Annotated in this window: 17 protein-coding genes; 9 read left to right on the forward strand and 8 right to left on the reverse strand. The window is 71.6% G+C overall.

Annotated elements, in window-relative coordinates:
- Positions 1 to 35: 35 nt before the first annotated feature.
- The gene (gene paaN / locus ACIRD8_RS21760) at positions 36 to 1,736 is read right to left on the reverse strand and encodes a phenylacetic acid degradation protein PaaN (RefSeq protein ID WP_403993831.1); all 1,701 of its coding nucleotides are present in this window, start codon (positions 1,734 to 1,736) and stop codon (positions 36 to 38) included.
- Between the two features lie 122 nt (positions 1,737 to 1,858).
- Here paaN and ACIRD8_RS21765 point away from each other — a divergent pair, with 122 nt between their 5' ends.
- The gene (locus tag ACIRD8_RS21765) at positions 1,859 to 2,449 is read left to right on the forward strand and encodes a TetR/AcrR family transcriptional regulator (protein WP_403993834.1); all 591 of its coding nucleotides are present in this window, start codon (positions 1,859 to 1,861) and stop codon (positions 2,447 to 2,449) included.
- Between the two features lie 16 nt (positions 2,450 to 2,465).
- Here the strand turns inward: ACIRD8_RS21765 and ACIRD8_RS21770 are convergent, their stop codons facing one another.
- Entirely contained in the window at positions 2,466 to 2,972 is a 507-nt protein-coding gene (locus ACIRD8_RS21770; protein ID WP_403994163.1) for an Lrp/AsnC family transcriptional regulator, read from the reverse strand.
- A 224-nt stretch (positions 2,973 to 3,196) separates the two neighbouring features.
- On the opposite strand from ACIRD8_RS21770, the gene pdhA reads away from it, so the two are divergent.
- The 7 genes from pdhA (at position 3,197) to ACIRD8_RS21805 (ending at position 11,366) form a co-directional block, all read left to right on the forward strand.
- Positions 3,197 to 4,360, forward strand: coding sequence for a pyruvate dehydrogenase (acetyl-transferring) E1 component subunit alpha (pdhA, locus tag ACIRD8_RS21775; protein ID WP_403993837.1), 1,164 nt, complete (start codon positions 3,197 to 3,199; stop codon positions 4,358 to 4,360).
- On the forward strand, positions 4,357 to 5,388 hold the full coding sequence (locus tag ACIRD8_RS21780) for an alpha-ketoacid dehydrogenase subunit beta (RefSeq protein WP_403993839.1): 1,032 nt from the start codon (positions 4,357 to 4,359) through the stop codon (positions 5,386 to 5,388). The genes pdhA and ACIRD8_RS21780 overlap by 4 nt, the downstream gene beginning before the upstream one ends.
- Positions 5,388 to 6,749 (forward strand): dihydrolipoamide acetyltransferase family protein, encoded by a 1,362-nt coding sequence (locus tag ACIRD8_RS21785; protein WP_403993842.1) that lies wholly within the window; start codon positions 5,388 to 5,390, stop codon positions 6,747 to 6,749. Before ACIRD8_RS21780 ends, ACIRD8_RS21785 begins: the two co-directional genes overlap by 1 nt.
- A gap of 89 nt (positions 6,750 to 6,838) precedes the next feature.
- Positions 6,839 to 7,714, forward strand: coding sequence for an NTP transferase domain-containing protein (locus tag ACIRD8_RS21790; protein ID WP_403993845.1), 876 nt, complete (start codon positions 6,839 to 6,841; stop codon positions 7,712 to 7,714).
- Positions 7,711 to 9,207: a molybdopterin molybdotransferase MoeA gene (locus ACIRD8_RS21795; protein WP_403993848.1), complete on the forward strand. Its 1,497-nt coding sequence runs from the start codon at positions 7,711 to 7,713 to the stop codon at positions 9,205 to 9,207. Before ACIRD8_RS21790 ends, ACIRD8_RS21795 begins: the two co-directional genes overlap by 4 nt.
- Positions 9,165 to 10,307, forward strand: a complete 1,143-nt coding sequence (locus ACIRD8_RS21800) for a potassium channel family protein (RefSeq protein ID WP_403993851.1) — start codon at positions 9,165 to 9,167, stop codon at positions 10,305 to 10,307. The genes ACIRD8_RS21795 and ACIRD8_RS21800 overlap by 43 nt, the downstream gene beginning before the upstream one ends.
- A gap of 72 nt (positions 10,308 to 10,379) precedes the next feature.
- Complete coding sequence (locus tag ACIRD8_RS21805) at positions 10,380 to 11,366, forward strand: NAD(P)H-quinone oxidoreductase (RefSeq protein ID WP_403993853.1); 987 nt, start codon at positions 10,380 to 10,382, stop codon at positions 11,364 to 11,366.
- A 121-nt stretch (positions 11,367 to 11,487) separates the two neighbouring features.
- Here ACIRD8_RS21805 and ACIRD8_RS21810 read toward each other — a convergent pair whose 3' ends face one another.
- The 3 genes from ACIRD8_RS21810 to ACIRD8_RS21820 form a co-directional block, all read right to left on the reverse strand.
- Positions 11,488 to 12,033, reverse strand: a complete 546-nt coding sequence (locus tag ACIRD8_RS21810; protein ID WP_403993856.1) for a bacterial proteasome activator family protein — start codon at positions 12,031 to 12,033, stop codon at positions 11,488 to 11,490.
- Positions 12,034 to 12,144: 111 nt separating this feature from the next.
- On the reverse strand, positions 12,145 to 12,351 hold the full coding sequence (locus tag ACIRD8_RS21815) for a hypothetical protein (RefSeq protein WP_403993859.1): 207 nt from the start codon (positions 12,349 to 12,351) through the stop codon (positions 12,145 to 12,147).
- Positions 12,352 to 12,762: 411 nt separating this feature from the next.
- Positions 12,763 to 14,376 carry a protein kinase gene (locus tag ACIRD8_RS21820; RefSeq protein WP_403993862.1) on the reverse strand — a complete coding sequence of 538 codons (1,614 nt, stop codon included), beginning with the start codon at positions 14,374 to 14,376 and terminating at the stop codon, positions 12,763 to 12,765.
- 293 nt (positions 14,377 to 14,669) lie between these two features.
- Here ACIRD8_RS21820 and ACIRD8_RS21825 point away from each other — a divergent pair, with 293 nt between their 5' ends.
- Positions 14,670 to 16,262 (forward strand): protein kinase, encoded by a 1,593-nt coding sequence (locus ACIRD8_RS21825; RefSeq protein WP_403993865.1) that lies wholly within the window; start codon positions 14,670 to 14,672, stop codon positions 16,260 to 16,262.
- A gap of 12 nt (positions 16,263 to 16,274) precedes the next feature.
- Here the strand turns inward: ACIRD8_RS21825 and ACIRD8_RS21830 are convergent, their stop codons facing one another.
- The 3 genes from ACIRD8_RS21830 to ACIRD8_RS21840 all read right to left on the reverse strand — a co-directional run bounded on the left by ACIRD8_RS21830 (position 16,275) and on the right by ACIRD8_RS21840 (position 18,614).
- Positions 16,275 to 17,330, reverse strand: coding sequence for a phosphotransferase (locus tag ACIRD8_RS21830; RefSeq protein WP_403993868.1), 1,056 nt, complete (start codon positions 17,328 to 17,330; stop codon positions 16,275 to 16,277).
- Positions 17,331 to 17,355: 25 nt separating this feature from the next.
- The gene (locus ACIRD8_RS21835) at positions 17,356 to 17,850 is read right to left on the reverse strand and encodes a pyridoxamine 5'-phosphate oxidase family protein (RefSeq protein ID WP_403993871.1); all 495 of its coding nucleotides are present in this window, start codon (positions 17,848 to 17,850) and stop codon (positions 17,356 to 17,358) included.
- 104 nt (positions 17,851 to 17,954) lie between these two features.
- The gene (locus ACIRD8_RS21840; RefSeq protein ID WP_403993874.1) at positions 17,955 to 18,614 is read right to left on the reverse strand and encodes a response regulator; all 660 of its coding nucleotides are present in this window, start codon (positions 18,612 to 18,614) and stop codon (positions 17,955 to 17,957) included.
- Between the last annotated feature and the right edge of the window lie 76 nt (positions 18,615 to 18,690).

Genomic DNA, 18,690 nt, shown 5'->3' on the forward strand with positions numbered 1-18,690 from the left:
CCGGCCGGTCCTCGCTCAGGCCTGCCGGTCCTCGCTCAGGCCTGGCGGCGGACCTCCACCACCCGGAATCGGTTGGAGACGAACGCGCCGTCGCAGAGCGCCGCGTTGGCGGCCGGATTGCCTCCCGAACCGTGGAAGTCGGAGAAGGCCGCCGTCTGGTTGACGAACACGCCGCCCGTGAGATTCAGCGAGAGCTGGGCCGATTCGTCGAAGCAGACGTCCTCCACCGCGCTTTCCACCTCGGGGGAGGTGGTGTACGCGCCGACGGTCATTGCACCCTTCTCGCGGATCGTGCGGCGCAGCAGGTCCAGCGCGTCGGTGGTCGAGTCGACGGCGACCGCGAACGAGACCGGGCCGAAGCACTCCGAGAGGTAGGCCGCCCCATCGTCGGGCTTGGTGCCGTCGAGCTTGACGAGGACCGGCGTACGGACCACGGCGTCGGGGAAGTCGGGGTTGGCCACCGGGCGCGAGGCGAGTGCGACGTCGCCCAGGGCTGCGGCCCCTTCCAGCCGGGCCCTCACGTCCGGGTTGACCAGGGCGCCGAGCAGACCGTTGGCCCGGGCGTCGTCACCGAGGAGCCCGTTCACCGCCTCGGCGATGTCCGCCACCACGTCCTCGTAGGACTTGGCGCCCGCGTCCGTCGTGATGCCGTCGCGCGGGATCAGCAGGTTCTGCGGGGTCGTGCACATCTGGCCGCTGTAGAGGGAGAGCGAGAAGGCCAGGTTGGAGAGCATGCCCCGGTAGTCGTCGGTGGAGTCGATGACGATCGTGTTGACGCCCGCCTTCTCCGTGTAGACCTGGGCCTGCCGGGCGTTGGTCTCCAGCCAGTCTCCGAAGGCGGTGGAGCCCGTGTAGTCGATGATCTTGATTTCCGGGCGGATGGCCAGGGTCTTGGCGATGCCCTCGCCGGGCCGCTCGGCCGCCAGCGCGACGAGATTCGGGTCGAAGCCCGCCTCGGTCAGCACCTCGCGCGCCAGCTGCACGGTCAGCGCGAGCGGGAGGACCGCCCGCGGGTGCGGCTTGACCAGCACGGGATTGCCGGTCGCCAGCGAGGCGAAGAGGCCCGGGTAGCCGTTCCACGTGGGGAACGTGTTGCAGCCGATCAGCAGGGAGATCCCGCGTCCCGCCGCCGTGTACGACTTGTGCAGCCGCAGCGGGTCGCGCTTTCCCTGGGGCTTCGACCAGTCGGCGCTGCGCGGGGTACGCGTCTGTTCCTCGTAGGCGTACGCCACGGCCTCCAGGCCGCGGTCCTGGGCGTGCGGGCCGCCCGCCTGGAAGGCCATCACGAAGGCCTGCCCGCTGGTGTGCATCACGGCATGGGCCAGCTCGTGCGTACGCGCGCTGATCCGGGCGAGGATCTCCAGACAGACCAGGGCCCGCGTCTCCGGCCCCGCGGCGCGCCAGGAGCCCATGGCGGCACCCATCGTGGGGAGCAGGACCTCCGGGTCGGCGTGCGGATACTCGACGCCGAGCTCCGGACCGTACGGCGAGACCTCTCCGCCGGTCCAGCCGTCGGTGCCGGGCTGGCCGAGATCCAGCCTGGTGCCGAGCACGGCGTCGAACGCGGCCTTGCCCTCGGCTGCGCCGAGGCTGCCGGGGAGACCTCCCTCGCCGTAGGCCTTCGGGTGCTCGGGGTGCGGGGACCAGTAGGCGCGCGTACGGATCGCGTCGAGGGCCTGGTCGAGCGTCGGGCGGTGGATCTCGGACAGCTTCTCGGGGGAAAGCTCGGCGGCCATGACGGACCAACTCCTCGTCGAGCCGGGCAGGGATGTGCTGACGGAGTTAGAGTAACCGAACGATCGGTCGGGACAAGGGCCCCGAGAAACCTGTGGACAACTCATGGGGGAGGATCGCGGTCATGACCACGGCCAAGCGGGACACGTACACCCCGGAGACACTCCTGACCGTCGCCGTCCGTGTCTTCAACGAACGCGGATACGACGGCACGTCCATGGAGCACCTCTCCAAGGCGGCGGGCATCTCCAAATCGTCCATCTATCACCACGTGGCGGGCAAGGAAGAGCTCCTGAGGCGTGCGGTGAGCCGGGCGCTCGACGGGCTCTTCGGCATTCTCGACGAGGCCGGGGCCACGCAGGGGCGGGCGATCACCCGGGTCGAGTACGTCACGCGCCGGACGGTCGAGGTGCTCATGGCGGAGCTGCCGTACGTCACGCTGCTGCTGCGTGTGCGCGGCAACACGAAGACGGAGCGCTGGGCCCTGGAGCGCCGGCGCGAGTTCGACCAGAGGGTGTCCGAGCTGCTCAAGGCCGCGGTGGCGGACGGGGACCTGCGCGCGGACGTGGACATACGCCTGGCGACCCGGCTGCTCTTCGGCATGGTGAACTCGCTGGTCGAGTGGTACCGCCCGCAGCCGGGCGGCTCCGCGGAGGCCGAGCAGCTCGCCGACACGGTCGTCCAGCTCGCCTTCGAAGGGATGCGGGCCGCCTGACCTCGGACGCAAGGCCCTAGGCGAGCTCTGCGGGGCGGTCCGGACGCGGCCCCAGGTCGGTCTCCTCGAACACCAGCAGCGTGCGGGTGGACAGCACCTCGGGTATGGCCTGGATCCTGGTCAGGACCAGCTCGCGCAGCGCCTGGTTGTCCGGGGTGTGCACCAGGAGCAGGACGTCGAAGTCGCCGCTGACCAGTGCGATGTGGGTGGCACCGGGAAGCGCCTGGAGCTGTTCGCGCACGGTGCGCCAGGAGTTCTGGACGATCTTGAGCGTGATGTAGGCGGAGGCCCCCTGTCCTGCCCGTTCGTGATTCACGCGCGCGCTGAAGCCGCGGATCACCCCGTCCTCGACCAGCCGGTTGATCCGGGCGTACGCATTGGCCCGCGAGACGTGGACGCGCTCCGCGACGGCCCGTATCGAGGCGCGGCCGTCCGTCTGGAGGATGCGCAGGATGGCGCGGTCGATGGAGTCCAGCGGCCGTGCGGGCGGAGTGCGGTCCGGGCCCCCGGCCCCGTCGGCCATTTGTTCAGCTGCCATCTGCCCGCGCCTCCCTGTTGTGGACGACCTGCCCCTATCCCAGGCTGTGGAGAACCGTTTGTCCACAGGCTGAAGGTGCCTGTAGCCAAATTGCCCCCGCGACCGAACAATCGGTAGGTGAGGCACACCACACCCGTGCCCTGCCCACGCTCCACATTCCTGCAGATTTCGACACCCTCGATATATCTCGATGCCAGGAGGTGCTTGTCATGACGGTTCAGGAGCTGCCCGGCGCAGCCGCCTACCGGCCCACGCCGCCCCCGGCCTGGAAGCCGCTCACCGATCCCGCGCCGCTGCTCCCGGACCCCGAGCCGTACCGCGTGCTCGGTACGGACGCCGTGGCCGACGTGGACCCCGAGCTGCTGCTGAGGCTCTACGCCGAGCTGGTGCGCGGCCGTCGGTACAACGCGCAGGCCACCGCGCTGACCAAGCAGGGCAGGCTCGCGGTGTATCCGTCGAGCACCGGCCAGGAGGCCTGCGAGGTCGCGGCGGCGCTCGTGCTGGAGGACCGGGACTGGCTCTTCCCCAGCTATCGCGACACCCTTGCCGCGGTGGCGCGTGGCCTGGACCCGGTCGAGGCGCTGACCCTGCTCCGGGGCGACCGGCACACCGGGTACGACCCGCGTGAGCACCGCATCGCCCCGCTCTGCACCCCGCTGGCCACCCAGTTGCCGCATGCCGTGGGCCTGGCGCACGCGGCGCGCCTCAAGGGCGACGACGTGGTGGCCCTCGCGATGGTCGGCGACGGCGGGACCAGCGAGGGAGATTTCCACGAGGCGCTGAACTTCGCGGCCGTCTGGCGGGCCCCGGTGGTGTTCCTCGTGCAGAACAACGGCTTCGCGATCTCGGTGCCCCTCGCCAAGCAGACCGCGGCGCCGTCGCTGGCCCACAAGGCCGTGGGTTACGGGATGCCGGGCCGCCTGGTCGACGGGAACGACGCGGCCGCGATGCACCAGGTGCTGAGCGAGGCGGTGGCCCGGGCCCGGCGGGGCGGGGGCCCGACGCTGGTCGAGGCCGTCACGTACCGCATGGAGGCTCACACGAACGCCGACGACGCCACCCGCTACCGCGGGGACGGCGAGGTGGAGGCCTGGCGCGCGCACGACCCGATCAGCCTTCTCGAACGGGAGCTGACCGGGCGAGGGCTGCTGGACGAGGACGGCATCGGGACGGTGCGGGAGGCGGCCGAGCGGATGGCGGAGGGACTGCGGGAGCAGATGAACGCCGACCCGGTGCTCGACCCGATGGATCTGTTCGCCCATGTCTACGAGGAGCAGACCGGCCAGCTGCGGGAGCAGGCGGCGAGCCTGCGGGCCGAACTGGACGCCGAGCACGGTGCGGACGGCGAGAGCCCCGCCGAGGAGGGCCGATGAGCACCGCTGCCGCGACGGCCGGTGAACGCACCGCCAGGACCAGGCCGGCCACCATGGCGCAGGCCCTCGGGCGGGCGCTGCGTGACGCTATGGCCGAGGACCCGGCGGTGCACGTCCTCGGGGAGGACGTCGGCACGCTCGGCGGCGTCTTCCGCGTCACCGATGGCCTGGCGAAGGAGTTCGGCGACGACCGCTGTACGGACACACCGCTGGCCGAGGCGGGCATCCTCGGAGCGGCCGTCGGCATGGCGATGTACGGGCTGCGGCCCGTGGTGGAGATGCAGTTCGACGCCTTCGCGTACCCGGCGTTCGAGCAGCTGATCAGCCATGTCGCCAAGATGCGGAACCGGACCGGGGGCGCCATGCCCCTGCCGATCACGGTGCGGGTGCCGTACGGCGGCGGGATCGGCGGGGTCGAGCACCACAGCGACTCCTCGGAGGCGTACTACATGGCGACCCCCGGCCTGCACGTCGTCATGCCGGCCACGGTCGAGGACGCGTACGGACTGCTGAGGGAGTCGATCGCCTCCGACGACCCCGTGGTCTTCCTGGAGCCGAAGAGGCTCTACTGGTCCAAGGCCGACTGGTCGCCGGACGCACCGGCCCCGGTCGAGCCGATCGGGCGGGCCGTGGTCCGTCGGCCCGGCCGCAGCGCGACCCTGATCACCTACGGGCCGTCCCTCCCGGTGTGCCTGGAGGCCGCCGAGGCCGCCACGGCCGAGGGATGGGACCTCGAGGTGGTCGACCTGCGCTCGCTGGTGCCCTTCGACGACGAGACCGTCGCCGCGTCGGTGCGTCGCACCGGGCGTGCGGTGGTCGTCCACGAGTCCTCCGGATTCGGTGGTCCGGGCGGTGAGATCGCGGCACGGGTCACCGAGCGGTGCTTCCACCACCTGGAGGCGCCGGTCCTGCGGGTCGCCGGATTCGACATCCCCTATCCGCCGCCGATGCAGGAGCGGCACCATCTGCCGGGTGTGGACCGGGTGCTCGACGCGGTCGCCCGTCTTCAGTGGGAGGCCGAGAGCTGATGGCGCAGGTGCTCGAATTCAAGCTGCCGGACCTGGGCGAGGGACTGACCGAGGCCGAGGTCGTGCGCTGGCTGGTGGAGGTCGGCGATGTCGTCGCCGTCGACCAGCCGGTCGTCGAGGTCGAGACGGCCAAGGCCATGGTGGAGGTGCCCTGCCCCTACGGGGGTGTGGTGACGGCGCGCTTCGGTGAGGAGGGCGCGGAACTTCCCGTCGGCGCACCGCTGCTGACGGTGGCCGTCGGATCGGTGGAGGCCACGGAGAGCCGGGGTGCCTCCGGCGAGCCCTCCGGCAACGGCGCCGGGAGTGAGGCTTCCGGCAATGTGCTGGTCGGCTACGGCACGGGCGCGCCGGCCGCGCGGCGTCGCCGGGTCAGGCCCGCAGCGGTCTCGGTGCAGGTCCCCGCAACAACCGGGCGCCCGACGCCGGCCCCGGCTTCAGCCCCGGTTCCGACCGCGGTTCCGGTACTCGGGGTGGTGGACCCTCAGGGGCCCGTCGCCGTCATCTCTCCTCTGGTACGGAAGCTGGCGCGGCAGCACGGTCTCGATCTCCGGCAGGTCGTCGGCTCGGGTCGGGACGGGCTGATTCTGCGCACCGATGTGGAGTCAGCGATCAGAGCCACGGACGAGCAGGCCACTGCCGGGACGTCCGTGCCCGCCCGGCCGGAGCCGGACGCCTCGGGCGAGCGGGTCGCGCTGCGCGGGGTCCGGGGTGCCGTCGCCGAGAAGCTGTCGCGCAGCCGGCGGGAGATTCCCGACGCCACGTGCTGGGTCGATGCCGACGCCACCGAGCTGATGGCGGCCCGGGCCGCGATGAACACCGCCGGACCGAAGGTCTCGGTGCTCGCACTGCTGGCCCGCATCTGCACGGCCGCCCTGGCGCGGTTCCCCGAGCTCAACTCGACGGTGGACGCCGAGGCCCGGGAGATCGTGCGGCTGCCCGGGGTCCATCTGGGCTTCGCCGCCCAGACGGAGCGAGGCCTGGTCGTTCCGGTCGTCCGGGACGCGCATACGCGTAACGCGGAGTCGATCGGGGCGGAGATCGCCCGGCTGACCGAGGCCGCCCGGGACGGGAAGCTGACCCCGGCGCAGCTCACCGGAGGCACGTTCACGCTGAACAACTACGGGGTGTTCGGCGTCGACGGCTCGACGCCCATCATCAATCACCCGGAGGCGGCCATGCTCGGCATCGGCCGGATCGTGCCCAAACCCTGGGTGCACGAAGGGGAGCTGGCGGTCCGCCAGGTCGTCCAGCTCTCGCTCACCTTCGACCACCGGGTCTGCGACGGTGGCACGGCCGGTGGCTTCCTGCGGTACGTCGCCGACTGTGTGGAACAGCCGGCGGTGCTGCTGCGCACGCTGTAATCGCGAAAGCCCGGCACCCCCGGATCCGGCGGCCTGTGAGTTCGGTCCCCGGGGGGCCGTCCTGGGCGGGCGGCCCCCATACTCGGGGCATGACCGCGTATGACGCCATCGTTCTGGCCGGAGGGGCTGCGAAGCGCCTCGGGGGAGCCGACAAGCCCGGGCTCCGCGTGGGCGGCCGTGCGCTGCTCGACCGGGTGCTCGCCGTGTGCGCCGACGCGGGGTCCACCGTGGTGGTGGGCGGACGCAGGCCCACCGTGCGTCCGGTCACCTGGACACGTGAAGTGCCTGAGGGCGGCGGCCCCTTGGCGGCCCTCGGCGCCGGGGCGCGGCACACGGTCGCGGAGCGCGTTCTGGTGCTCTCCGCGGATCTGCCGTTCCTGGGGGAGGCGACCGTCCGCTCGTTGCTGGCCGCCGTGGAGCCGGCGGGCCGCGAGGGTGCCCTGTGCACCGACCAGGACGGCCGGGACCAGCCGCTGGTCGCGGTCTACCGGGCCGAGCCGCTCCGCCGCGAACTCGCCCTTCTCGCCACCGAACACGGCAGTCTCGCCGGTCTTCCCCTGCGCTTGCTGACCGCCGAACTGGACCTGGCCCGGGTGCCTGCGGATCCGATGGCTTCGTTCGACTGCGACACCTGGGAAGACATTGCTGCCGCCAGGGCGAGGATCAGGGAGCATGGGACCGTGCTGGACGAATGGATCACCGCAGTCAAGAACGAACTGGGCATCGAGCTGGACGTCGACACCGGCGTCCTGCTGGACCTCGCCCGTGATGCCGCGCACGGCGTGGCCCGGCCCGCCGCGCCGCTGACAACCTTCCTGGTGGGGTACGCGGCGGCGTTGGCGAGCAGCGGCAAGAGCCCGGAGGACGCGGCCGAAGCAGTGGCTGAAGCCTCCCGTAAGGCCACCGCCCTCGCGCTCCGGTGGGAGGAGGAAACGGCGGCGGGAAGCGGGCCCGGTACGCCATGACCCCCCACGGAGGCGATGCACGGGCCGCCGATGCCCGGGCGGCCGAGGAAGAACGGACGGCCGAGGAGGAGCGGGCCGTCGAACAGGCTCTCGCTCTCGTCGGGCATCAGCCGCGGGCCTCGCACCCCGCAACGGACCGGCCCGATACGGCGGGTCCGTCCTCCACCTCCACCTCCCCTGCCACCACCACCTCGCCGCCGCCGTCGGCAGGTCAGGGCACGAGCCCCGGCCCCGCCTCGGGCCCCTCGTCCTCCCCGCCCTCCCCGCATGCCCACCGCGCTCGGGCCGCTGCCTGGGACCGGGCGTGTGCCCTGGCCGAGCGCCTCGGCCGCGCCGCTCCCCTGGCCGCCCACCGGCTCCCCCTGGACCGTGCCCTCGGGCATGTCCTGGCCGAGGCCGTCGTCGCGCTCACCGACCTGCCGTCGTTCGACACTTCCGCCATGGACGGCTGGGTCGTCGCCGGCCCGGGCCCCTGGACCGTACGGGAGGGGGAAGGGCTGCTCGCCGGACGCGGATCCTCGGAGCCGCTCCCCGACGGGTACGCCCTGCGGATCGCCACAGGCGCGCGCCTCCCCGCGGATGCCACCGCCGTGATCCGCAGCGAGCACGCGCACTGCGACGAGGCCAAGCGGCTGCTGCACGCCACCCGCGAAGTCGTGCCGGGCCAGGACATCCGGCCCCGGGGCCAGGAATGCCGGTCCGGCGACGAGCTCCTGCCCGCGGGAACCGTGGTGACCCCGCCCGTTCTCGGACTGGCGGCAGCCGCCGGGTACGACGCCCTCGTCGCCGTGCCCCGGCCCCGGGTGGACGTCTTCGTACTCGGTGACGAGCTCCTCACGGCGGGCCTTCCACGCGAAGGGCTGATCCGGGACGCCCTCGGCCCCATGCTCGCCCCCTGGCTCCGCTCCCTGGGCGCGGAAGTCGCCGAGCCCAGGCGGATCGGAGACGACGCCGACGCGCTCCGTGAGGCCCTCGTCACCTCCGATGCCGATCTGATCCTCACCACGGGCGGGACAGCCGCCGGCCCGGTGGACCACGTCCACCCGGTCCTGGCCGGCATCGGGGCCGAGCTGCTGGTCGACGGGGTGGCTGTACGTCCGGGCCATCCGATGCTGCTTGCGCGGCTCCCCGAGGGCGGCCCCTGCCTGGTCGGCCTGCCCGGCAACCCCCTCGCCGCGGTATCCGGATTGCTGACACTGGCCGAGCCCCTGCTCCGGGGGATCGCCGGCCGGCCCGCCCTGGACCGCTTCCGCGCGCCCGTCCACGAAGAGGTGCACGGACATCCGCATGACACCCGGCTGATCCCCGTGGTCCACCGGAACGACAGCGTCGTCCCGCTCCATTACAACGGCCCCGCCATGCTCCGGGGGATCGCCGCCGCGGACGGGCTGGCCGTGGTCCCGCCCGGCGGGGTACGGTCCGGCACCGAGGTGGAGATCCTCGATCTACCGTGGGCCTCGGCATCGCCGTGGACGGAAGGGTGTTTCACGTGAAACTTCCCGGCCACGACGCGATGGCCCGGCGGGCCGACGAACATGTCGTGCCGACCCGGGTGCTTCTGCCGCGGCGGGTGGTCGACAGACCGCTGCGCCAGGTGGCCAAGCGGCTGGCGATGGCTCTCACGGTGCTGGCCGCCACGGTCTTCATCGTCTGGGCCGACCGGGACGGGTACCACGACAACGCAGACGGCAAGGTCGACTTCCTCGACGCCGTCTACTACGCGACGGTGACCCTGTCGACGACCGGCTACGGCGATATCGTCCCGTACAGCGATCCGGCGCGCCTCGTCAACGTGGTGCTGGTGACGCCGTTGCGCGTGCTCTTCCTGATCATCCTGGTCGGCACCACCCTCGAGGTCCTGACGGAACGGACCCGGGAGGACTTCCGGCTGAATCGTTGGAGAACCAACTTGCGTGAACACACCGTCGTCGTCGGTTTCGGCACGAAGGGCCGCTCGGCCATACAGACGCTCTGTGCCACCGGCCTGAAGAAGGACCAGATCGTCATCGTCGACCCGGCGAGCAAGGTGATCGAAGCGGCCAACGCCGAGGGGTTCGTGGGTGTGCTGGGTGACGCGACGCGCAGCGACGTGCTGTTGCGGGCCGAGGTCCAGAAGGCCCGTCAGATCATCATCGCCACCCAGCGCGACGACACCGCGGTGCTGGTCGCCCTGACCGCGCGTCAGCTCAACCGGGGCGCGAAGATCGTGGCCGCCGTGCGCGAGGAGGAGAACGCTCCTCTGCTGCGGCAGTCCGGTGCCGATGCCGTGATCACCAGCGCGAGCGCGGCGGGCCGGCTGCTCGGCCTCTCCGTCCTCAGTCCCAGCGCGGGCACGGTGATGGAGGACCTCATCCAGCAGGGCAGCGGGCTGGATCTCGTCGAACGGCCGGTGATAAAGGCCGAGGTGGGCAAGAGCGTCCGGGAGACCGACGACCTGGTGGTCACCGTCCTGCGTGGTCATCGGCTGCTCGGTTACGACGATCCGGCGGCCAGCCCGCTGCAGCTGACGGACCGGGTGATCACGATCGTGCGTGCCTCTCCGCCCTACACACCGCCGGTGAACCCGTCGCAGCAGCCCAACCAGTGGCCTTAGGGACGAGGGTCCGGACGCGGCGCAGGCCCGTCCGGACCCGTCCGGGACTCCGCACGGAGTAGCCTCGCGGCCATGCATGCGATCACGATCCCCGAACCCGGCGGCCCCGAAGCGCTCGTATGGGCCGAGGTCCCCGATCCCGTACCAGGCGAGGGCGAAGTTCTCGTCGAGGTCGTGTCCAGCGCGGTCAACCGGGCCGACGTCCTGCAGCGGCAGGGCTTCTACAACCCCCCGCCCGGCGCCTCGCCCTACCCCGGCCTGGAGTGCGCGGGCCGCATCGTGGAGCTCGGCCCCGGGGTGACCGGGTGGTCCGTGGGCGACGAGGTGTGCGGACTGCTCGCGGGCGGCGGATACGCGGAGAAGGTCGCCGTGCCGACCGGTCAGCTGCTGCCCGTGCCCGACGGAGTGGACCTGGCCGAGGCCGCGGCACTTCCCGAGGTGGCGGCTACGGTCTGGTCCAACGTCTTCATGGTGGCCCACCTGCGGCCCGGTGAGACCCTCCTGGTCCACGGCGGGTCCAGCGGTATCGGCACGATGGCGATCCAGCTCGCCAAGGCCGTCGGCGCCCGTGTCGCGGTGACGGCGGGAGGCCCCGAGAAGCTGGCACGCTGTCAGGAGCTCGGCGCCGACATTCTCATCGACTACCGCGAACAGGACTTCGTCGAGGAGCTGCGGCAGGCGACGGACGGTGCGGGGGCGGACGTGATCCTCGACATCGTCGGCGCGAAGTACCTGGACCGGAACGTACGGGCACTGGCGGTGAACGGCCGGCTCGCCATCATCGGCCTCCAGGGCGGCGCCAAGGGCGAGCTGAACCTGAGCGCCCTGCTGAGCAAGCGGGCCGCCGTCACGGCGACGTCGCTGCGCGCCCGCCCGCTCGCGGAGAAGTCCGCGATCATCGCGGCGGTGCGTGAGCACGTGTGGCCACTGCTCGCCGACGGCGTCGTACGCCCGGTCGTGGACCGCACGATGCCGATGCCGGAGGCGGCCGAAGCCCACCGGCTGATGGAGTCCAGCAGCCACATCGGCAAGATCCTGCTGGCCGCGCCGAAGGCCTGACGCGCAGGGCAGGGACGCGCTCACGGCCGACCGGCGGGGACGGACGCGGGGCCCGGCACACACGACGACACGACGTGTGCCGGGCCCCGGTGCGTACCGCGGTCGGTGTGGACTCAGGTCATCAGAGGTACGGACCGGAGCGCGCCGGCCCGTGCGGGTCGATCCCGCCTTCCTCGTCCTCATGACCGACGCCCGGAGGGAGGGCGCGGCGCATCTGCTCCAGCTGCGCACGGGCCGCCATCTGCTGGGCGAACAGCGCCGTCTGGATGCCGTGGAAGAGGCCCTCCAGCCAGCCGACCAGCTGGGCCTGTGCGATCCGAAGCTCGGCCTCGGAGGGGACGGACTCCTCGGTGAACGGCAGCGAGAGCCGCTCCAGCTCCTCCACGAGCTCCGGCGCCAGACCGTCCTCGAGCTCCTTCACCGAGCTCGCGTGGATCTCCTTCAGCCTGACCCGGCTCGCCTCGTCGAGAGGAGCCGCCCTGACCTCCTCCAGAAGCTGCTTGATCATGCTGCCGATGCGCATGACCTTCGCGGGCTGCTCGACCATCTCCGTCACCGGGACCTCGCGCGACTCGTCGTCACCGCCACCGCCGATAGCCATTCCGTCCTGCCCCACCACGAGGACTTGTGGGTGCTCCTGCGACCGGTCATTCCTCGGCATCTCCATGTCGCCATTGTCTCGCACACCTGCTGCACACATCACGGTGGTGCCCCTGGAAAGGGATGATCCACCCTTTTCAGGGGCACGGGAACAAAACTGTCGGCCGGGGTGGCCGGGTCAGTTCGCGCGGCGCATACGGAGCGCCAGAAACGCCAGCCCCAGCCCGACCAGGGCGATGCCGCTGCCCAGCGACACGTCGCGCACCTGCTTCAGGGCGGGCTCGTCCAGCGCCCGCCGCTGCCGGGCCGTTTCCCCGGGCTCCGGGAACGCCTCGGGCGGCGGGGTGAACTCCGGCACCTTCGCGGGATCGGGCTCCGGCGGCATCTCGTCCGCCGCCGCGTCGGAGTCCGCGTCCTCCAGGGGGGACAGCGACCGCCCCGGGCGCGCCCGTCCCTCCCCTGCCTGCCGCCCGGCCAGGGGTGACTCAGCGGCGGAAGAGACGGGGGAAGGGGAGCCCGACGGCTCAGCCGGAGCCCGAGCCGGATGGGCCGGAGCCGGTCCTGCCGCTTGCGCCGGATGTGCGTACGCCGCGGGCCCGCCGTCCCCGTATGCCCAGGCGGGCGGTCCGAGTGCCACCCCGGCCGCCATCACCAGACAGACGACACACCGTGACGACCGTGAAGCCGGGAGTCCTGGAGGCATGGGACCAGGGTCACACGGTCTGATATGTCCGGCATTCCGAGTGCGTCCGTAGGCCGCACCTCATCCGTGCGGGGTCGGTCCCGGAGCGGCCGATCAGGCCGGGTCGCCCGTGGAGACCTGCAGTTCGAAGTGGGCTCCGGTCTCCGAAACGGCTGTGCCCGCCGAGGGGAACTGCCCGACGACCTGGCCCTCGGCGTAGGTGTTGCCCGGTTCGTCGATGACCTTGACGGTCCAACCCGCGGCGTTCAAGCAGTCCTTCACCGAAAGGATGTCCTTGTAGACGAACTTCGGTGCCTGGACCTTCGCCGGGTCGTTGCTGTCCTCAGAGGCGTCCGTGCACTTCGTGGTCTCCATCGTCCGGTTGCGCTCCGGCGGCTTGTGCTCGCCCGCGACGGCGGAATCGCTGGAGCCCGGGTCGCCGCCCTTGCCGTTCTCCGGGTCGTCGTCCATGTTCAGGAAGGCGACCAGGCCGCCGATCGCGACCAGGGCGACCACGATCGAGCCCACGACGACCGGCATGTTGTGCCTGGAGCCGCTGGGGCTGGTCGCCGTCTGCGGCGACATCGTGTATGGCGGCGGGGTCTGGTGCGCCAGGTGCGCCGGGGTCCCGTACGGCTGGGCCGCCTGCGGGTAGCCGTAGCCCGGCGTGGGGGCGGGGGTCGGTACGCCGTAGGGGCCCGGCTGGTGCGGGTGCGGCTGGTACGGCGTCTGCACGCTGTGCGGGGCCGGGGTGGCCTGGTCGACGGGCGGGAAGACCGCCGAGCCCACGCCCGAGCCGCTGTTCGCCGGGGTGCCGCCGCCGATGATCACCGGGGCGCCCGCGGGGCCGGTCGCGCTCAGCACGCGCGTGATCTCGTCCTGCATCGCCGCGGCGCTCGGGAAGCGCTCGTTCGGGTTCTTCTTCAGCGCGCGGGCGACGAGGGCGTCCATCGCCGGCGTGATCGACCGGTTGATGCTCGACGGGGCGACCGGCTCCTCCTGCACATGCGCGTACGCGATGGCGAGCGGGGAGTCCGCGTCGAACGGGATGCGCCCCGTGAGCAGCTGGAAGAGCATGATGCCGACCGAATACAGGTCGGAGCGCGCGTCGACCCCGCGGCCGAGCGCCTGCTCGGGGGAGAGGTACTGCGGGGTGCCGACGACCATGCCGGTCTGGGTCATCGAGGTGACGCCGGACTGCATGGCCCGTGCGATGCCGAAGTCCATGACCTTGACGACGCCGCGCTTGGTCATCATCACGTTGCCGGGCTTGATGTCGCGGTGGACCAGGCCCATCTCGTGGCTGGTCTCCAGGGCCGCGAGAACGTCGGCCGTCACCTTGAGCGCCTTCTCGGCCGGCATCGCGCCGTACTGCTGGATGTCCGACTGGAGCACGGAGCCGAGGGGCTGCCCCTCGACGTACTCCATGACGATGTACGGCATCAGCGCGCCGCCGAGCTCGTCCTCGCCGGTGTCGAACACCGAGACGATGTTGGTGTGCTGCAGCTTGGCGACGGCCTGCGCCTCGCGCCGGAAGCGCTCGCGGAAGGACTGCTCGCGCCCCAGCTCCGTGTGCAGCGTCTTGATGGCGACCTGGCGGTCGAGAGCCGAGTCGTACGCGAGGTAGACGGACGCCATGCCGCCCTCACCGAGCAGGTCGCGCAGCTGGTAGCGGCCGCCGGCCACGGAACCGCCCGCGTAACGCCCCTGTGCGCCGTCGTGGCTCATGACTGCATCCCCCTCGGCGCCCGACGGACGCGATCATCCCTATTACGCGCCAAGTCTGCCCGAGGGGTACGACACGTCAAGCCGGGTGCCCGTTCCGTGACCCTACGCACAAGAAGCGTCTCGGAAGCGTTACAGGACGCGCATGGAATTTGCGTGGACGACGCGCGAGCCGATTGGATGGCCGGTCACTCTGTGAACCGGTGTGTCGGGCAGAGGCTGTAGCGTGACGTGGCAATGCAGCAAGGCACCGTGAGAACCCGCGGACGCGCGGACAGATACGACGGCGAGGACTGATGGCACCCGATTCCGAAGCAAACGGCGGCGGAGTCTCGGATGGCACCGACTCCTGGGGTGTCGGCGGTGTGGTCGGGGACGGCCGTTACCGCATGACCCACCGGCTCGGCCGCGGCGGCATGGCCGAGGTCTACGCCGCGGAGGACGTCCGTCTGGGGCGCACGGTGGCGGTGAAGCTGCTCCGTTCCGATCTTGCCGAAGACCCGGTCTCCAAGGCCCGGTTCACGCGCGAGGCACAGTCGGTCGCGGGCCTCAACCACCACGCGATCGTCGCCGTGTACGACTCCGGCGAGGACGTCGTGGGCGGGTCGACCGTGCCGTACATCGTGATGGAGCTCGTCGAGGGCAACACCATCCGCGACCTGCTGCTGGAGGCCGAGGCCCCGCCGCCCGAGCAGGCGCTGATCATCGTCTCGGGCGTCCTGGAGGCTCTGGCCTACTCCCACCAGCACGGCATCGTGCACCGGGACATCAAGCCGGCGAACGTGATCATCACGCACTCCGGCGCGGTCAAGGTGATGGACTTCGGCATCGCCCGCGCGCTGCACGGCGCCCAGTCGACGATGACCCAGACCGGCATGGTCATGGGCACGCCCCAGTACCTCTCCCCCGAGCAGGCCCTCGGCAAGGCGGTCGACCACCGCTCGGACCTGTACGCCACGGGCTGCCTGCTCTACGAACTGCTGGCCCTGCGGCCCCCGTTCACGGGCGAGACCCCGCTCTCCGTCGTCTATCAGCACGTCCAGGACATCCCGGTCCCGCCCTCCCAGGTCGGGGCCGTTCCGCCGGAGCTGGACGGGCTCGTCATGCGCTCCCTCGCGAAGGACCCGGACGACCGGTTCCAGAGCGCCGAGGAGATGCGTGGCCTCGTCCAGTACAGCCTGCAGATGCTGCAGGTCCAGGGCGGGCACACGGGGACGTGGAACACCGGCCCGGTCAACGTGCAGGACGGCGGCCACACGGCGGCGATGAACGTCGGCGGCAGCACGGCGGCCATGGGCCACCCCATGCACGGGGACACCTCGCAGGGCCCGATCCTGCCGCCCATGAACCCCGACGACGGGGCGTACGCGGGCGGTCAGCACAACGGCGGCGGCCGCGGCAAGATGTGGCTGTTCGTCCTGCTCGCGCTGATCGCGATCGGTGCGGGCGTCGCGTTCGCCCTCCAGGCGGCGAACGACGCCGGCAACAAGAAGTCCCCGACCTCGCCCACCACCAGCGTCTCCCCTTCGCCGACCCCGTCCTCACCGGAGCCGACGGACGAGGAGACGGACGAGACCGAGGAGCCCGACACCTCCTCGGGCGGTCAGACGTGGCCCACCAAGGAGCCCACGTGGACCCCGACGACCGAGCCGACCGAGCCGACCACGGAGCCGACGGACACGCCCACGTCGCCTGTCCCGGGCACGAGCGACGGTGGTAGCACGACTACGGACGGCGGAACCGGTGACAACGGTGGCGCCACCGACGGCGGCACCGAAGACGGCGGCACCGGCGACGACGAGGGGGCAACGACGGAGGGGACCGCGGCCGGCACCTCGGCCGGCGCCGCGGCCGGCACCGCCGCAGGGGCGACCGGCACCACCGGGTAGCGGCCCCGGCCCTCACCCCGTGAAGGCCTCGCCGACCGCCTCGTACTCGCGCGTCCACCACACTGCCAGGGCCGACACCGCAGGGAACTGCGGGTCGGCCCTGCGGTCGTGCAGGCGGTAGCGCCAGCGCAGTATCCAGAAGTCGTTGAGGCGCTCCCACCACACCCGGTGCACCGCCGCCGCCAGCTCGGCCGCCCCGGCGCCCGCCGACCGCCGGTAGGCGCGGGCGTACGCCCGCACCTTCTCCAGGGCCAGCTTCCCGTCCGGCCGGACGAAGAAGATCGCCGCCGCGCGTACGGCCTCCTCGGCGCGCGGCTGCACGCCGAGCCGGTCCCAGTCCACGATCGCGACGGGGTCGGCGCCCCGGTAGAGCAGATTCAGCGGGTGGAAGTCGCCGTGCACCCAGCCCCGGGCAGAGCCCTCGGGCGTGGGCGGGCGGCGGTGCGCGTGCTGCTCCAGCAGGGCACGGCGTTCGACGAGACGGTGCACGGCGAGCTCGTCGAACGCGTCGCGGGGGCCCAAGCGCCGCGCGGCCGTCAGGAGCTCGTCGATCAGCGTGAACGTGTCGGCGGCATCAGGGCTCTGCCCCCGTACGGGAGGCGGCGGGTCCGCCTCCATGACCTGCTCCAGGCCCATGTGTACGACCCCGAGGAGCGCCCCGAGCCGGCGGGACTGGGCGGTCGTCAGCTGGGTGCCGTCCCGGTGGAGGCCGTCCACCCACCGGTGCAGGGCGTAGCGCTGCCCGTCGATCACCGTGACCGTGTCACCCTGTGTGTCCGAAAGAGGCGGGGCCACCGGCACACCGAGGGAGTGCAGCTGCTGGGTCGCCCGGTGCTGCCGGACGATCGTGGCGTGATCGCCGCTGGCGTCGTCGAGGTGGTGCTTGTCGAGATGGTGCTTGAGGAAGTACGAGCCTCGGGTGGTGGACACGCGGTAACCGTGGTTGAGCAGGCCCTTGCCGATGGGCTCGCACGCGAGGGGTTCACCGGCGTCCGGGTAGCGGCGCAGGACCTCGCCGACCGGAGGGACGGGTGGGAGGGTCACAGATGAGCGCAGCACGCGACACATGTTAGGTGACGCTGAGTGGCCGGTTTTACGGACTTGCGTCGAAGGTCAGAGTGTGCATATGGGCGAGGTGCGGATCGAGCCGCAGATACACCGGATCGAAGTGTTCGCCGTTCACCTCGGCCGGGCCCGCACCGAAGCGTTTCCGCTGGTCGGAGGCCAGATGCACGATCTCGGCGGGACCGGTGAACTGCACCGACCAGAGGTCCTCCACGCCACCGGGCGCGGGGGAGTTGAAGTTGTCCGCCCCGTAGGCGACGACGCTGCCGTCGCAGGACTCGTGGAAGCCGAGCCCCCTGTGCATCCGCAGGACGACCCGCCCCTCGATCACCAGGTGCCGGGCCACCGCCAGGAAGGGCAGGGCCCGCATGCTCATGGCCAGCCGGCCGTAGCGGACGCTGGCGAGCAGCTCGATGGCCCGGAGCTTGTCCGCGACGGAGGCGACGGAGGAGCTGAAGGAGCCGGTGGAGCCGGAAGGGCCGCGTTCCGCGGTTCCGGTGCCGGAGGGACGGGGAGAAAGCATGTGCTCCACTCTCCGTCACAGGTAGGGGCCGTGTAAGAGTCCGCCGCCCCGACCGGCCAGGGACCAAAGTCCCCGCCCCGCTCCCCCTCGGCGCTCTCCGGCTCTCAGCGCTTCTCGGCCTGCAGCCTCGCCACGTACGCCGCCGCCTGCGAGCGCCGCTCCATGCCCAGCTTGGAGAGCAGGCTGGAGACGTAGTTCTTGATGGTCTTCTCGGCGAGGTGCAGCCGCTCGCCGATCACCCGGTTCGTCAGCCCCTCGCCGATCAGGTCGAGGATCTTGCGCTCCTGCTCGGTCAGCCCGGCGAGACGGTCGTCGCCCTTGCCGTCCTTGCCCTCGCGCAGCCGTTCCAGCACGCGGGCGGTGGCCGCCGGGTCCAGCAGGGACTTGCCCGCCGCCACGTCGCGTACCGCGCCGATCAGCTCGTTGCCGCGGATGGCCTTCAGTACGTACCCCGAGGCGCCCGCCATGATCGCGTCGAAGAGGGCCTCGTCATCGGCGTACGACGTGAGCATCAGGCATTTGATGCTCTCGTCCTTCGAGCGGACCTCCCGGCAGACCTCCACCCCGCTGCCGTCCGGCAGTCGCACGTCCAGGACGGCGACGTCGGGCCGGGTCGCCGGGATCCGTGCGAGCGCGTCCGCGGCCGTGCCCGCTTCGCCGACCACCTCGATGCCTTCCTCGGCGGCGAGCAGCTCGTGGACGCCGCGCCGGACAACTTCGTGATCATCGAGCAGGAATACCGTGATTTTTCCTTCTTCGCGCACATTCGCAGTCTCACACACTCCTTTGTCGTCCGCCCTTCCCTGCGACTCCCGGCCGGGATAACGTGCCGTTGTTCCG

It is taken from the genome of Streptomyces sp. NPDC102451, from assembly GCF_044765485.1.
Taxonomy (GTDB): domain Bacteria; phylum Actinomycetota; class Actinomycetes; order Streptomycetales; family Streptomycetaceae; genus Streptomyces.

What these genes read in the sequence shown, in the direction of transcription:
- paaN (WP_403993831.1), bottom strand. Translation starts at nt 1,736, where the DNA reads ATGGCCGCCGAGCTTTCCCCCGAGAAGCTGTCCGAGATCCACCGCCCG.
- ACIRD8_RS21765 (WP_403993834.1), top strand. Translation starts at nt 1,859, where the DNA reads ATGACCACGGCCAAGCGGGACACGTACACCCCGGAGACACTCCTGACC.
- ACIRD8_RS21770 (WP_403994163.1), bottom strand. Translation starts at nt 2,972, where the DNA reads ATGGCCGACGGGGCCGGGGGCCCGGACCGCACTCCGCCCGCACGGCCG.
- pdhA (WP_403993837.1), top strand. Translation starts at nt 3,197, where the DNA reads ATGACGGTTCAGGAGCTGCCCGGCGCAGCCGCCTACCGGCCCACGCCG.
- ACIRD8_RS21780 (WP_403993839.1), top strand. Translation starts at nt 4,357, where the DNA reads ATGAGCACCGCTGCCGCGACGGCCGGTGAACGCACCGCCAGGACCAGG.
- ACIRD8_RS21785 (WP_403993842.1), top strand. Translation starts at nt 5,388, where the DNA reads ATGGCGCAGGTGCTCGAATTCAAGCTGCCGGACCTGGGCGAGGGACTG.
- ACIRD8_RS21790 (WP_403993845.1), top strand. Translation starts at nt 6,839, where the DNA reads ATGACCGCGTATGACGCCATCGTTCTGGCCGGAGGGGCTGCGAAGCGC.
- ACIRD8_RS21795 (WP_403993848.1), top strand. Translation starts at nt 7,711, where the DNA reads ATGACCCCCCACGGAGGCGATGCACGGGCCGCCGATGCCCGGGCGGCC.
- ACIRD8_RS21805 (WP_403993853.1), top strand. Translation starts at nt 10,380, where the DNA reads ATGCATGCGATCACGATCCCCGAACCCGGCGGCCCCGAAGCGCTCGTA.
- ACIRD8_RS21810 (WP_403993856.1), bottom strand. Translation starts at nt 12,033, where the DNA reads ATGGAGATGCCGAGGAATGACCGGTCGCAGGAGCACCCACAAGTCCTC.
- ACIRD8_RS21815 (WP_403993859.1), bottom strand. Translation starts at nt 12,351, where the DNA reads ATGCCGCCGGAGCCCGATCCCGCGAAGGTGCCGGAGTTCACCCCGCCG.
- ACIRD8_RS21820 (WP_403993862.1), bottom strand. Translation starts at nt 14,376, where the DNA reads ATGAGCCACGACGGCGCACAGGGGCGTTACGCGGGCGGTTCCGTGGCC.
- ACIRD8_RS21825 (WP_403993865.1), top strand. Translation starts at nt 14,670, where the DNA reads ATGGCACCCGATTCCGAAGCAAACGGCGGCGGAGTCTCGGATGGCACC.
- ACIRD8_RS21830 (WP_403993868.1), bottom strand. Translation starts at nt 17,330, where the DNA reads ATGTGTCGCGTGCTGCGCTCATCTGTGACCCTCCCACCCGTCCCTCCG.
- ACIRD8_RS21835 (WP_403993871.1), bottom strand. Translation starts at nt 17,850, where the DNA reads ATGCTTTCTCCCCGTCCCTCCGGCACCGGAACCGCGGAACGCGGCCCT.